This window comes from Amnibacterium setariae (genome assembly GCF_003581425.1).
Classification (GTDB): Bacteria; Actinomycetota; Actinomycetes; order Actinomycetales; family Microbacteriaceae; genus Amnibacterium; species Amnibacterium setariae.
The window spans coordinates 743,331-757,124 of the sequence record NZ_QXTG01000002.1 but is presented as its reverse complement, the minus strand read 5'-3'; the positions used below and the strand labels follow the sequence as shown (position 1 = coordinate 757,124).

The window sequence follows — 13,794 nt, the reverse complement described above, 5'->3', positions numbered from 1 at the left end:
GGTCAGGCGGTCGCGAAGACCGTCACCGCGTTGTGGCCGCCGAACCCGAACGAGTTGCTGAGGGCGACGAGGTCGCCCTCCGGCAGCGCCCGCGGCGAGGTCGCCACGTCGAGCGGGATCTCCGGGTCCGGGTCCGTCAGGTTGATCGTCGGGGGAGCGGTCCGCTCCTGCAGCGCCTTGACCGTGAACACGGCCTCGATGGCGCCGGCCGCCCCGAGCAGGTGCCCGGTGGCGGACTTGGTCGCGCTCACGACGATCTCGTCGAGGCGGTCGCCGAAGACGTTCCGCATCGACTTGTACTCGGCGATGTCGCCGACCGGGGTGCTCGTGGCATGGGCGTTGATGTGCACGATGTCCGCGACGTCGACGCCGGCGTCCTCGAGGGCGAGCCGCATGGTGCGCGGCACGGAGCCGTCGGGGCTCGGGTCGGGCGCGCTGATGTGGTGCGCGTCGCTCGTCACCGCGCCGCCGAGCAGGCGGGCGTAGATCCGGGCGCCGCGGGCGCGGGCGTGGTCCTCGCGCTCGAGCACGAGCGCGGCCGCGCCCTCGCCGAGCACGAAGCCGTCGCGGCCCGCGTCGTAGGGCCGGGAAGCGAGCTCCGGGGCGTCGTTCCGCTTCGACAGGGCCTGCATCTGCGCGAACGCGGCGAGCGGCAGCGGGTGCACGCACGCCTCCGTGCCGCCGGCGATGATCACGTCGGCGTAGCCGAGGCGCAGGTGGTCGAGGGCGTTGCCGATCGCCTCGTTGCTGGACGCGCACGCCGACACCACGGTGCGGGCGCCGGCGCGCGCGGTGAACTCCATCTCGATCGCCGCGGCGGCGGCGTTCGGCATGAGCATGGGGACCGTGAGCGGCGGCACGCGCCGCGGCCCCTTCTCCTTCAGCGTGTCCCAGGCCGACAGCAGCGTCCAGACGCCGCCGATGCCGGTCGCCCAGTCGACGCCGAGCCGCGCGGGCTCGACGTCCGGGGCGCCGGCATCGGCCCAGGCGTCCCGCGCCGCGAGCAGCGCGAGCTGCGCACCGCGGTCGAGGCGCTTCGCCTCGATGCGGTCCAGCACCTCGGTCGGGTCCGTCTTCGTCGTCGCGGCGAACGTCACCGGCAGCTGCAGCTCCTCCGCCCACGCGTAGGGGAGGGTCCGCGCGCCGGACTCGCCGGCGAGCAGGGCCGTCCAGGTGTCCTGCGCGTTCGCCGCGAGGGGCGAGAACGCGCCGATGCCGGTGACGACGACGTCTGGAGCTGCCATGGAGCTGGGTGGAGCCTTCCGCTACGGGATCAGGACTGGGCGGCGGTGATGAAGTTGACCGCGTCGCCCACGGTCTTCAGGTTCTTGACCTCTTCGTCCGGGATCTTCACGTCGAACTTCTCCTCCGCGTTGACGACGATCGTCATCATCGAGATGGAGTCGATGTCGAGGTCGTCGGTGAAGGACTTGTCCATCTCGACCGTGTCGGTCGCGATGCCCGTCTCGTCGCTGATGAGCTCGGCGAGGCCGGCGAGGACTTCTTCGGTGGACTGAGCCATGTGGGGGTCGTTCTCCTTGGTCTCACGGGCTCCGCAGCGCGCGGAACCGGTCGGCGATCAGTGTATTGGGGTGCGCGTCGCGGCTTCAGGGGAGCCGGACGACCTGCGCGCCGAACACGAGGCCCGCGCCGAAGCCGATCTGCAGGGCGAGGCCGCCCGACAGGTCCGGGTGCTCGGCGAGGAGCGCGTGGGCGGCGAGCGGGATGGAGGCGGCCGACGTGTTGCCGGTCGTGACGATGTCGCGGGCGATCAGGACGTGCTCGGGCAGCTTCAGCTGCTTCGCGAGCTCGTCGATGATGCGGATGTTGGCCTGGTGCGGGATGAAGGCCGCCAGGTCGTCGGCGGTGATCCCGGCCGCGTCGATCGCCTGCTGCGCGACCTTCGCCATCTCCCAGACCGCCCAGCGGAAGACCGTGGGGCCCTCCTGCCGCAGCGTCGGCCAGTCGACCTCGCCCGCGCCGTCGCGGTACGCGCCGAGCGTGCTGTCCATGCCCACGACGTCCCACTTGGAGCCGTCCGAGCCCCAGACCGTCGGGGAGACGCCGGCCTCGTCGGAGGGGCCGAGCACCGCCGCGCCCGCGCCGTCGCCGAGCAGGAACGAGATCGTCCGGTCCGTCGGCTTGGCGTAGTCGGAGAGCTTCTCGGCGCCGACGACGAGCACGTACTCGGCGAGACCGGAGCGGATGAAGGAGTCGGCCTGGGCGACGCCGTAGGTGAACCCGGCGCACGCGGCGGAGATGTCGTAGGCGGGCGCGGGGGAGGCGCCGACGCGATCCGTCAGCAGCGCCGCCAGCGACGGCGTCTGCACGGTGTTCGAGATGGTGGAGACGAGCACGGCGCCGATCTGGTCGGGTCGGATGCCGGCCCGCTCGATCGCCTCCTTCGCCGCCTGCTCGGCGAGGTCCACGGCCTGCACGTCCGCGCCGGCGCGGCGGCGCTCGACGAGGCCGGTGCGCTGGCGGATCCACTCGTCCGACGAGTTGATGGGCCCGACGATGTCGTCGTTCGTGACGACGTTCTCGCCGCGGGCCGCGCCGTAGGCGAGGATCCGCGAGCCGGCGTGCCCGGCGGACTGCTTCAAGGCGGTCATGCGACTCCATCCAGCAGGGCCTGCGCCGCGGCGAGGTCCGCCGGCGTCTTCACCGCGACGGTCGGCACGCCCTTGAGGCCCCGCTTCGCGAGGCCGGTGAGGGTGCCGGCCGGGGCCAGCTCGACGAGCCCGGTGATCCCGGCGTCCGCGAACGACTCCATGCAGCGGTCCCACCGTACCGGCGAGGCGACCTGCCCCACGAGCAGGTCGAGGAAGGCGGCGCCGGAGGCGACCTCCGAGCCGTCGCGGTTGGTCCAGAGCCGGGCGCCCGGGTCGGTGGGGGAGAGCCCGCCGGCGAACGCCCGGAGGGTCTCGACCGCCGGCGCCATGTACCGGGTGTGGAACGCGCCGGCGACCTGGAGCGGGATGACGCGGGCGCCGGCGGGCGGCTCGGTGCGGAGCGCGTCGAGGGCGGGCAGCTCGCCCGCGGCGACGATCTGGCCGCCGCCGTTGCGGTTCGCCGGGGTGAGCCCCAGCTCCTCGAGCCGGGCCACCACGACCTGCTCGTCGCCGCCGACCACGGCGCTCATGCCCGTGGGCACGGCGTCGGCGGCCTCGGCCATCGCGCGCCCGCGGGTCGCGACGAGGCGCATTCCGTCCGCGTCGCCGAGCACGCCGCTCACGACCGCGGCGGTCACCTCGCCGACCGAGTGGCCCGCGACCGCGGTGACGGGGCGGTCGAGCGCCGCCGCGGCGACGAGGCCGGCGGCGACGATGAGCGGCTGCGCGACCTCCGTGCGGCGGATGGCGTCCGCGTCGGCGGTGGTGCCGAGCGAGACGAGGTCGAGCTGCGCGGCGTCGCCGAACGCGTCGAGGCGTTCTCGGACGCCGTCGAGCTCGAGCCACGGAGCGAGGAAGCCGGGCGTCTGAGAGCCCTGCCCGGGTGCGACGACGACGATCACGAGGTCCAAGTCTGGCCCGTCGACGGCCCAGGATCCTGAGCGCATCGCCAACGGATCGCGCCGATCGTCGTGCGGGTCCTACAACTCGACCGGGTCGTTCAGCGCTTGCGGCGCACCTGCACCGGCTCGTTGATCGCGCCGACGATGAGCGCCGCGTGCAGCACGAACGCGTCCCGCGGCGACGTCGGGTCCCAGCCGAGCAGCTCGGTGATCCGCTTCAGGCGGTACCGGACGGTGTTCGGGTGCACGTAGAGCTCCCGCGCCGTGCCCTCGAGGGATCGCCCGTTGTCGAGGTAGGCCCAGAGGGTCGCGAGCAGCTCCGGGCTGTGGTGGTCGCGGAGCGGGGCGTGGATCCGGTTCACGAGCGTGGTGCGGGCGAGCGGGTCGCCGGCGAGCGCGCGCTCGGGCAGCAGGTCGTCGGCCGCGATGGGCCGCGGGGCGTTCCGCACCGCGCGCGCCGCCGCGAAGCCCGCGAGCGCCGCGCGGGCGCTGCGGGACGCGGCGACGAGGTCCGGCACCGTCGGTCCGAGCACCACGGGGCCGGAGCCGAAGCCCGACTCGAGGCTCTCGGCGATGTCGAGGAAGGACGGCTGCGGCGCCGAGCCGCCCTCCTCGGCCTGCGGCTGGGCCGGCGGCTGCTGCTCCGGCGGGCCGCCGAGCGGCGGGTCCTCGGCCCTGGGGCCCACGCCCGGACCCGTGACCGCTTCGGACCGGCCGATCACGAGGACGAGCCGCGCGCCCTGCACCCCGATCAGCACGTCGGCGGCGAGGTGCCGCGCGGTGCGGCGCAGCTGGTCGACGTCGAGCAGCCGCGGCGTCGTGCCGACGAGCACGGCGACCTCGCCGTGGCCGTGCCAGCCGAGCGCCGCGATCCGGCTCGGCAGCGCGTCGTCGGCCTCCCCGGAGAGGATCGAGTCGACGACGAGCGCCTCGAGGCGGGCGTCCCAGAGCCCGCGCGCTTCCGCGGCCCGGGCGTAGACGTCGGCCGCCGCGAACGCGATCTCGCGGGAGTACAGCAGGATCGGCTCCCGCAGCGACTGGTCGGTGGAGCTCGAGATCCGCTCCTCGACGACCTCGACCGTCGCGCGGATCAGCTGCAGCGTCTGCTGCAGGCTGACCGAGCGCAGCAGCTCGCGCGGTGCGGTGCCGAACACGTCGGCCGCGATCCACGGCGTGGACGCGGGGTCGTCGTACCAGCTGATGAACGAGCGGATGCCCGCCTGCGCCACCAGGCCCACCGAGCTCCGGCGGCCCGGGGGCATCTCCCGGTACCACGGGAGGGTGTCCTCGAGCCGCTTGAGCGTCGCGGTGGCGAGCTCGCCCGCGATCTGACGGAGCCACGCGAGCGTCTCCGCCTTCGAACGAGCCGCCACCTCGCGGTTCCGGCTAGCTCTCGCCGCCGGCCGCGCCGCTCGTGCCCGCGTTCACGTCGTGCAGCTTGTAGCGCTCGATCGCCTGCGCCGGGGCGTAGGGGTCGACCTTGCCCTCCTCGGCGAGCGCCTCGAGCGCCCGCACCACGACGGACGGGCCGTCGATGTGGAAGAACCGGCGCGCCGCGGCGCGGGTGTCCGAGAACCCGAAGTCGTCGGCGCCGAGCGTGATGTAGGTGCGCGGCACGAACTGGCGGATCTGGTCCGGCACGGCGTGCGACCAGTCGCCGACGGCGAGGACCGGGCCCTCGGTGCCCTCGAGCTGCTGCGTCACGAACGGCGTGCGCCGGTCGGCGTTCGGCTCGAGGAACGCGTCCTGCTCGGCGCGGAGGCCGTCGCGGCGCAGCTCGCTCCACGAGGTGACGCTCCACACGTCCGCGGAGACGCCCCAGTCCTTCTCGAGCAGCTCCTGCGCCTCGAGGATCCACGGCACGCCGACGCCGGAGGCGAGCAGCTGGACCCGGGGCCCCTGCGCCTCCGAGCGGTGCAGGCGGTAGATGCCCTTGACGACGCCGTCGACGTCGAGCCCCTCGGGCTCGGCCGGCTGCGGCATCGGCTCGTTGTACACCGTCAGGTAGTACATGACGTTCGGGTCCGGGTGGTTGCCGCCGTACATGCGGTCGAGGCCCGCGGCCACGATGTGGCCGATCTCGTACCCGTACGCCGGGTCGTAGGCGACGACGGCCGGGTTCGTCTCGGCGAGCACGAGCGAGTGCCCGTCGGCGTGCTGCAGGCCCTCGCCGGTCAGCGTGGTGCGGCCCGCGGTGGCGCCGATCAGGAAGCCGCGCGTCATCTGGTCGCCGGCCGCCCACAGGGCGTCGCCCGTGCGCTGGAAGCCGAACATCGAGTAGAAGACGTAGACCGGGATGAGCGGCTCGCCGTGCGTCGCGTACGACGTCCCGATGGCGGTGAACGCGGCGAGCGCGCCCGCCTCGTTGATGCCGACGTGGACGATCTGGCCCTGCGGGCTCTCCTTGTAGGCGAGGAGCAGCTCGCGGTCGACCGACGTGTAGTGCTGGCCGCGCGGGTTGTAGATCTTCGCCGTCGGGAAGAAGGCGTCGATGCCGAACGTGCGGGCCTCGTCGGGGATGATCGGCACGACGCGGGCGCCGAAGTCCTTGGCGCGCACCAGGTCCTTCAGCAGGCGGACGAACGCCATCGTCGTGGCGACCGGCTGCGTGCCGGAGCCCTTCTTGACGACCTGGTACGCCTTCGCGTCGGGCAGCGGCACCGGCGCGTGGTCGACCCGGCGCTGCGGCACGTACCCGCCGAGGGCGCGGCGGCGCTCCTGCAGGTACTGCACGGCCTCGTCGTCCTGCCCCGGGTGGTAGTACGGCGGCAGGTAGGGGTTCTCCTCGAGCTGCGCGTCCGTGATCGGGATGCGGAGCTCGTCGCGGAACTGCTTGAGGTTGTCGAGCGTGAGCTTCTTCATCTGGTGGGTCGCGTTGCGGCCCGCGAAGTTCGGCCCGAGGCCGTAGCCCTTGATGGTCTTCGCGAGGATGACCGTCGGCTGGCCCTTGTGCTCGAGGGCGGCCTGGTACGCGGCGAAGACCTTGCGGTAGTCGTGGCCGCCGCGCTTCAGGTTCCAGATCTGGTCGTCGGTGTAGTCCTCGACGAGCTTCAGGGCGCGCGGGTCGCGACCGAAGAAGTTCTCGCGGACGTACGCGCCGCTCTCCGCCTTGAACGTCTGGAAGTCGCCGTCGGGCGTGCTGTTCATGAGGCGCAGCAGCGCGCCCTCGGTGTCCCGGGCGAGCAGGTCGTCCCACTCGCGGCCCCACACGACCTTGATGACGTTCCAGCCGGCGCCGCGGAAGAAGCTCTCGAGCTCCTGGATGATCTTGCCGTTGCCGCGGACCGGGCCGTCGAGGCGCTGCAGGTTGCAGTTGATGACGAACGTCAGGTTGTCGAGGCCCTCGTTCGCCGCGACCTGCAGCTGGCCGCGGCTCTCGACCTCGTCCATCTCGCCGTCGCCGAGGAACGCCCACACGTGGCTCTCGGACGCGTCCTTGAGGCCGCGGTTCGTGAGGTACTTGCCGACCTGCGCCTGGTAGATCGCGTTGATCGGGCCGATGCCCATCGACACCGTCGGGAACTGCCAGAAGTCCGGCATGAGCCGCGGGTGCGGGTAGGAGGAGAGGCCGTGCGGGGCGCGGGACTTCTCCTGGCGGAACCCGTCGAGGTCCTGCTCGGAGAGGCGGCCCTCGAGGAAGGCGCGGGCGTACATGCCGGGGGACGCATGCCCCTGGAAGAAGACCTGGTCGCCGCCGCCCGGGAAGTCGGGGCCGCGGAAGAAGTGGTTGTAGCCGACCTCGTACAGCGCCGCGGACGACGCGTAGGTGGAGATGTGGCCGCCGACCGCGATGCCGGGGCGCTGCGCGCGGTGCACCGTGATCGCGGCGTTCCACCGGATCCACGCGCGGTACCGGCGCTCGATCTCCTCGTCGCCGGGGAAGGCGGGCTCGTCCTCCGGCGCGATGGTGTTGATGTAGTCCGTCGTGGGCACCATCGGGATGCCGAGGTGCAGCTCCTGCGACCGGCTCAGCAGGCTGAGCATGATCTCGCGGGCGCGCTCGTGGCCGAGCCTGCTGACGAGGGTGTCGAGGGACTCCACCCACTCGGCGGTCTCGGCCGGATCACGGTCGAGGGTGCCTGCGAGGTAGGGATTCTGATCGTTGACCGCCACCGTGCGCTCTCACTTCCTGGTCGAGGATGAGCGGCTTCCGATGCTAGTCCGCGGGGGCGGAGCGTCCGCTCGCGCGACGCTCCTTCGCGGCGGACCCGCAGCGCTACGCTGACCGCCGCCAGGGCCTTTAGCTCAGCTGGTAGAGCGCCACGTTTACACCGTGGATGTCGTCGGTTCGAACCCGGCAGGGCCCACCGCGGTCCTCCGGGCCGCACGGCGCTCGTGCGACGCCCCGCGGCTGCTGCGACGGCGCGCGCCGTCGCACGAGCCGCTCCGCGTCGCACGAGCGGTGCACGACGCGCCCGCACACGCCGGGCGGCGACCGGGGCGGCCGACGACCCGTCGCTAGCATCGTCGGCATGGCGGACGACCGGTCGGACACGCGTGCCGCGACGGCCGGTGAGGACGTCCACGACGACGACGAGCTCGCCGAGGTCCTCGCCGCCGAGCTCGAGCGCTACGCCACGGGCAGCGTCCCGACGGTGCCCCGGCCGGCGCCCGCGGACGCGGCTCCGATCGTCCCGCTGGCGGTGCCGAGCATCGACGCGACGGCGGCGCCGCAGCCCGAGGCGGAGCCCGACGAGGCGGCGCGGGAGAGCGCCTTCGCGCGCCGCGCGGCCGAGGTCGAGCGCGCGATCCGGCGCGCGGCGCCCGACCTGCGCGGCGAGCCGGCGCCCGAGTCCTTCCGCCGCGGGGACCGCCCCGCCGCTCGCCGCGAGCCGCCGGAGCCCGTGCTGCAGCCGACGCCGCTGCCGACCGCCGACGACCTGCCCGTGAAGCGCCGCTCCGGCTTCCGCCCGCCGCCCAGCGCGGTCGAGGCGCCGCCGGTCGAGCCGCTCGACCGCGTGCTGCCGACCGGGCCGGTGGTGCTGCCCGAGGCGACCGCGAGCCTGCTCGACGCGATCATCAGCGACGCCACCGGCCCCGTCGGCGTCCTGCCGACGACGGCGCCGCACGCGCGGCACGCCGCGCCCGTCGTCGAGCCGGAGCCGCAGACCGGCCCGCTGCCGACCGCGCCCCGGCACAGCGACCCCGCCGGGCTGCCCGACGGCCTCTACGAGGAGTGGGAGCAGTCGCTCCGCGCGATCGGCCGCCCGCGAGCGCCGTGGGAGCAGGACGACGAGGTCGTGCCCACCGGCGGCGACCCCGACCTGCCCACCGTCGCGATCCCCGTCCAGACCGGCGGCACCGCGCTCCCGGCCGCGCCGCGGGTCGAGCCCGAGCCCGAGCCCGTCGACGCCGCACCGGACGTGCCCGCGGACCCCGCGACGCACCGGGGCGCCCACGCGCTGCCCGTGCCGGACCCCGAGGACGCGGCGCCGCAGCGGCGCCGGTCCGGGCGCCGCCGCGCCGACGGACCGCCGGACGCGCTGCCCGGCGACACCGCGCCGGTCTCCCGGCCGACCGCGCTCGCCTGGTCGGAGACGGACGAGGTCGCGCCCGTGTGGCAGCAGGACGGGTTCACGACGGGCCCGTACGACGCGTTCACCACGGGGCCGCACGATCCCTTCGTCACGGGTCCGCAGGACGGGGCGCTGTTCGCCGCGCTCGAGCCCGCGCCCCTCCCGACCGCTCCCGTCGAGGCGTTCCGCTCGCCGGGCGCCGACGTCGACGACGAGGGCATCGACGAGGTCGCGGTCGACCACCCGCAGGTGAGCGCCGCGACGACGGGCGCCGTCGACCTCCCGCAGGTCGAGCCGCGACCGCGCACCGCGCCGGTCCTGATCGAACGGGTCCGCACCGCGATCCTGCAGCTGCCGACCGTGCCGCCGTCGCCGACCGGTACCGGGGCCGCCGCGATCGTCGGCCGCTGGTTCGGCGCCTTCGCCTCGCCCTTCGCCCTCGTGCTCGCCTTCGCGGTCGCCGCAGCGGGCGGAGGCGCCGGCTCCGCGGCCGTCGGCCTCCTCGGGGCGCTGCTCGCCGTGCCCGCGATCGTGCGCAGCGGCGTCTGGTCCGCGTCCGTCGCGGACGACGCCGCGATGCAGGAGTCGTCGGTCCTCGGCCCCGTCGTGGGCCGGGCGGCGGCGGTCGTGCTGCTGGTCGCCCGGATCGGCGCCGCCGCCGCCGTGGTGCTGCTCGCCGGCGCCGTGGCCGGCGCGTGGGCGGACCGGACCGGCGCCCTCGGGCTCGGCTCCTCGAACGCCGCGCTGCTCGGCAGCACCGCGGTCGCGCTGCTCGCCCTGCTCTGCGCGGCCCTGCCGCTGCGCGCCACCGCCGTGCTGACCCTCGTGGCCGCGGTGCTCGGCACGATCGGCACCGTGCTCGTCGCCCTGGTGCTCGCGCCGAACGGCGGCGCGGCCGTCGCCGCGACGCCCGGCGGCGCGGTCGCCGGTGGCGTCGCGAGCCTCGTCGGCGTGGGGCTCGTCCTCGTGCTGTGCGGCGCGGACGTCGCCCGCTGGCGCACCGACCTCGCGAACCCGGTCTCCACCGCGGTCGCCGGCGTCGTCGCCGCGGTGTGCGGCGCGCTCCTCCTCGGCGCGGCGACGCTGATCGCCGCGCGCCTCACGGGCGGGGGCGACCCGGTCGACGACTTCGCGGGCGCGCTCTCCGACGCCTCCGCGAGCGTGCTCGCGGCGCCGATGCTGGTGATCCTGCTCGGCTCCTCCGTCACCCTCCCGGCCCTGCTGCTGCGCTCGGCCGGGGCCTCCGCTGCCCGCCTGCTCGGCGCGGGGCGTCCGGTCCGCCTCGGCGCGGTCGCGGCGGGCCTGCTCGCCCTGGCCGTCGCGCTCGGCGTGCTCGCCTCCGGCGTCGACGCCACGGGCGCGGTGCTCGCGGTGGCGGGGATCCTCGGCGTCCCGGTCGCGGCCTGGGCGGGCCTCCTCGCGGTCGGCCCGCGCGTCCGCCGGCCCGCGGTCGCGGCCGCCGTGCTCGGCGTCGCGGTCCTGCTCGGCTGGCTGCTGTCCGACGGGCTCGTCCCCGGTGCCACCAGCCCGGTGCTCGGGGCGCTCGGGCTGACCGGAGCCGGGCTGCGGGGCGGCCCGGGCGTCGGCCTCCTCGTCGCGCTCGTCCTCGGCGCGGTCGCCGGCCTCGCCGCGGGCCGGTCCGGGCACGGGGTCGCCCGGCCCGCCCCCGGTCCCGCCGATACGGTGGAGGGATGACCGTCCCGGGCATCACCGCGCCCCCAGCCGTGCAGGCACGGCTCCTCGACCTGCAGCGCATCGACGACGAGCTCGTCCGTGTCGCCCAGCACCGCCGTCGGCTCGAGCAGGCCGGTGACATCACGGCCGCCGAGGGGCAGCGCAGCGCCCTCCGCCGCACGGCCGCCGACCGGCGCGGGGAGCTCGAGGACCTGCGGGTGCGAATCGGCCGCGTCGAGTCCGACGTGACGACGGTCGAGCAGCGCCTCGCGCGCGACCACCAGCGCCTCGCGTCCACGAGCTCGCCGAAGGACGCGCACGGGCTGGAGCAGGAGATCGCGTCCCTCCGCCGCCGGCGCGAGGCGCTGGAGGACGACGAGCTCCTGCTCATGGAGCAGGTCGAGACCGTCGAGGCGGCCGCGGCCGAGGTGGGGACCGCGCTGGCAGCGGTCGACGAGCGGATCGCCGCGCTGCGCACCGACCGGGACGACGCCCTCGCCGGGCTCGTCGAGCAGCGCGCGGACGCGGAGGCGCGCCGCGCAGCGCTGGTGGCCGAGCTGCCGGCCGATCTGGTGGAGCTCTACGACCGCCAGCGGACGCGCTACGGCGTCGGCGCGGCCCGGCTGGTCGGGGCGGTGTCCGAGGGCAGCAACATGGCGCTGACGGGCGCCGACCTCGCCGCGGTCCGTTCCGCGCCCGCCGACGCGATCGTTCTCGACCCGGAGAGCAACTGCATCCTCGTCCGCGTCGACCGCGCCTGACGCGGGTCCGATGAGCGCCTCCCGCGACCCCCACGGGCTGGCGGGCCGCCGGCTCGTCGTCGCCGGCGTGCTCGGGCTCCTGGCGGGCGTGCTGGCCGCGGTGCCGCTCGGCTGGCAGTTCGGCCCGGTGGTGACGTGGCTGGTCGGGTCGGTCCTCTACCTCTCGTGGACGTGGATCGCGATCGGCCCGATGGACGCGGCGACCACGCGGCGCAGGGCCACGCGGGAGGACCCGACGGTGGGCACCTCCCACCTCGTCCTCATCATCGCGGCGGTCGCGAGCCTCGTCGGCGTCGCCCTGCTGATGGTGGCGAGCAACCACCACCAGGACCTGCTGGCGGGCGTGCTCGGGGTGCTGAGCGTCGTCGCCTCCTGGACGACGATCCACACCGTCTACACGCTCGGCTACGCCGCGGCCTACTACTCGGGGAAGCCGGGCGGGATCGACTTCAACCAGCAGGAGCCGCCGGCGTACCTCGACTTCGCCTACGTCGCGTTCACGCTCGGCATGACGTATCAGGTGTCGGACACGACGATCAGCGACGGCGTGATCCGCCGGATGGTGCTGCGTCAGTCCCTGATCGCCTACCTGCTGGGCGCGGTGGTGATCGCGACGACGGTCAACCTGGTGATCGCCCTCCTCGGCTGACGAAGGCACCGCCCGGAGGAGTCGCCGAGCGCAGCCGGCATCGGACACAGCCGCGGCCGACCGTGCTGAAGCACTGGGCCGGGCACGGCTGACCCCGCGCACCCCGGTCGACGGACGACACCACCCGGCGCGACCCCGCAGCCCGTTCAGGGCTGCGGCAGCGCACAGCTGCGCCGCAGAGGCGGCGGCGCAGCCATGAGCACTGCGGAGAACGGGCCGGCGATACGCCGGGTTCTGTACCGGCGCCGAGGCGCCGGTGACGGCCATCTGTCTCGGGGACGTGTTGCCACGGCCCTCCAGCGGTCCACCCGGGACCATCGGCGAGCAGCCGAATCGGTCCCTGTTCGACCTTGCTCCGGGCGAGGTTTACCCAGCGAGCCCGCTCGCACGGGCCCCTGGTGGTCTCTTACACCACCGTTTCACCCTTACCGCCGAGGCCCCGAAGGTCCTCGGAGGCGGTCTGCTCTCTGTTGCACTTGCTCTCGGGTCTCCCCGGGTGGGTGTTGCCCACCGCCCTGCTCTGCGGAGCCCGGACGTTCCTCGGCGCCGCTCCTCGCGGAGCGGCGACGCGACCGTCTGCCGGCCCGTTCCCGCGGACGAGCCTACCGGCCGGTCAGGCGGGTGCGTTCTCGTTCGCGGCGCGGACGAGCTGCTCGGCGCCGGTGCTCGGCCGGTCGCCGGAGCCGTGCGCGGCGAGCGAGGCGGCGCCGAGGATGCCGGCGTTGTTGCGGAGGGTCGCCGGGACGATCGGGGTGTCGAGCTCGAGGAGGGGCAGGAACTCGTCGCTGTGCTTGCTGACGCCGCCGCCGACGATGAAGAGGTCGGGGGAGAACAGCTTCTCGAGGGTCGCGTAGTAGGTCTGGAGCCGCTCGGCCCAGCGCTTCCAGCTGAGCTCCTTGTTCTCGCGGATCAGGTTGGACGCGTACTTCTCGTAGTCGCGGTGCGGACCGATGTCGATGTGGCCGAGCTCGGCGTTCGGCACGAGCAGGTTGCGGTAGATGATCGCGCTGCCGATGCCGGTGCCGAGGGTCGTCATGATGACGAGGCCGTCGACGTCCTTCGCGGCGCCGTACTCGCTCTCGGCGTAGCCGGCGGCGTCGGCGTCGTTGACGAACGTGATGTCGTGCCCGAGGGAGTGCTCGAACAGCTGCTCGGCGGCGAGGCCGATCCACTTCTTCGACACGTTCGCCGCGGACATGGTCCGGCCGTTCCGCACCACGGCGGGGAAGCAGACGCCGATGGGCGCGGTGTCCTCCGCGTCGGAGAGGTCGGCGAGGATCGACTTGACGACCTTCACCACGTCGTCGGGCTCGCCGCCCTCGGGGGTCGGCCGCTTCACGCGGTCGCTGATCAGCTCTCCGGTCTCGAGGTCGACCAGACCGCCCTTGATGCCCGTCCCGCCGATGTCGATGCCGATCGCCTGCGTCACGACGACGACAGTAGCGCCCGCGTTAGCATCGGCCCTGGGGCGGCCCCGCCGCTGCCCGAGAGGAGGCGTCGTGGCCGACGACGAGCAGTGGTGGTTCAACACGAAGACCGGCGAGGTCGAGCAGGGCGCGCAGTCGCCGTGGTCGGACCGCGCGGGCCCCTACGCGACGCGCGAGGAGGCCGAGGGCGCGCCCGCCCGCATCGCGGAGAACAGCCGGCGCATCGCCGAGGAGGACGCGAACTACTGATTCC

General features: G+C 74.5%; 11 protein-coding genes, 1 tRNA gene and 1 other RNA gene. 5 read left to right on the top strand and 8 right to left on the bottom strand.

The features are described 5' to 3' along the window. Nucleotides 1-2: 2 nt before the first annotated feature. The 6 genes from D1781_RS11540 to aceE all read right to left on the bottom strand — a co-directional run bounded on the left by D1781_RS11540 (nt 3) and on the right by aceE (nt 7,627). Nucleotides 3-1,244 carry a beta-ketoacyl-[acyl-carrier-protein] synthase family protein gene (locus D1781_RS11540; protein WP_119482419.1) on the bottom strand — a complete coding sequence of 414 codons (1,242 nt, stop codon included), beginning with the start codon at nt 1,242-1,244 and terminating at the stop codon, nt 3-5. A gap of 29 nt (nt 1,245-1,273) precedes the next feature. Beyond that, nucleotides 1,274-1,522 carry an acyl carrier protein gene (locus tag D1781_RS11535; protein WP_119482418.1) on the bottom strand — a complete coding sequence of 83 codons (249 nt, stop codon included), beginning with the start codon at nt 1,520-1,522 and terminating at the stop codon, nt 1,274-1,276. Nucleotides 1,523-1,607: 85 nt separating this feature from the next. After that, nucleotides 1,608-2,612, bottom strand: coding sequence for a beta-ketoacyl-ACP synthase III (locus D1781_RS11530; RefSeq protein ID WP_119482417.1), 1,005 nt, complete (start codon nt 2,610-2,612; stop codon nt 1,608-1,610). After that, complete coding sequence (locus tag D1781_RS11525; RefSeq protein ID WP_119483226.1) at nt 2,609-3,514, bottom strand: ACP S-malonyltransferase; 906 nt, start codon at nt 3,512-3,514, stop codon at nt 2,609-2,611. Before D1781_RS11525 ends, D1781_RS11530 begins: the two co-directional genes overlap by 4 nt. Nucleotides 3,515-3,612: 98 nt before the next feature. Then, nucleotides 3,613-4,887 (bottom strand): PucR family transcriptional regulator, encoded by a 1,275-nt coding sequence (locus D1781_RS11520; RefSeq protein ID WP_119482416.1) that lies wholly within the window; start codon nt 4,885-4,887, stop codon nt 3,613-3,615. Between the two features lie 13 nt (nt 4,888-4,900). Then, on the bottom strand, nt 4,901-7,627 hold the full coding sequence (aceE, locus tag D1781_RS11515) for a pyruvate dehydrogenase (acetyl-transferring), homodimeric type (RefSeq protein ID WP_119482415.1): 2,727 nt from the start codon (nt 7,625-7,627) through the stop codon (nt 4,901-4,903). 121 nt (nt 7,628-7,748) lie between these two features. Between aceE and D1781_RS11510 the strand changes: the two genes are divergently transcribed. The 4 genes from D1781_RS11510 (at nt 7,749) to D1781_RS11495 (ending at nt 12,114) form a co-directional block, all read left to right on the top strand. Continuing rightward, nucleotides 7,749-7,821, top strand: a tRNA-Val gene (locus D1781_RS11510). Between the two features lie 165 nt (nt 7,822-7,986). Beyond that, entirely contained in the window at nt 7,987-10,725 is a 2,739-nt protein-coding gene (locus D1781_RS11505) for a hypothetical protein (protein WP_119482414.1), read from the top strand. Beyond that, nucleotides 10,722-11,465 (top strand): zinc ribbon domain-containing protein, encoded by a 744-nt coding sequence (locus D1781_RS11500; RefSeq protein WP_119482413.1) that lies wholly within the window; start codon nt 10,722-10,724, stop codon nt 11,463-11,465. Before D1781_RS11505 ends, D1781_RS11500 begins: the two co-directional genes overlap by 4 nt. A 10-nt stretch (nt 11,466-11,475) precedes the next feature. Then, nucleotides 11,476-12,114, top strand: a complete 639-nt coding sequence (locus D1781_RS11495; RefSeq protein ID WP_119482412.1) for a DUF1345 domain-containing protein — start codon at nt 11,476-11,478, stop codon at nt 12,112-12,114. Between the two features lie 207 nt (nt 12,115-12,321). On the opposite strand, the gene rnpB is transcribed toward D1781_RS11495, so the two are convergent. Next, nucleotides 12,322-12,702: RNase P RNA component class A (gene rnpB / locus D1781_RS11490), an RNA gene on the bottom strand. Nucleotides 12,703-12,727: 25 nt separating this feature from the next. After that, nucleotides 12,728-13,543, bottom strand: coding sequence for a polyphosphate--glucose phosphotransferase (ppgK, locus tag D1781_RS11485; RefSeq protein WP_119482411.1), 816 nt, complete (start codon nt 13,541-13,543; stop codon nt 12,728-12,730). Between the two features lie 70 nt (nt 13,544-13,613). Here ppgK and D1781_RS11480 point away from each other — a divergent pair, with 70 nt between their 5' ends. Beyond that, a complete protein-coding gene (locus D1781_RS11480) occupies nt 13,614-13,790 on the top strand; it encodes an SPOR domain-containing protein (RefSeq protein ID WP_199706569.1) in 177 nt (58 codons plus the stop codon). The last annotated feature ends 4 nt before the right edge of the window (nt 13,791-13,794 follow it).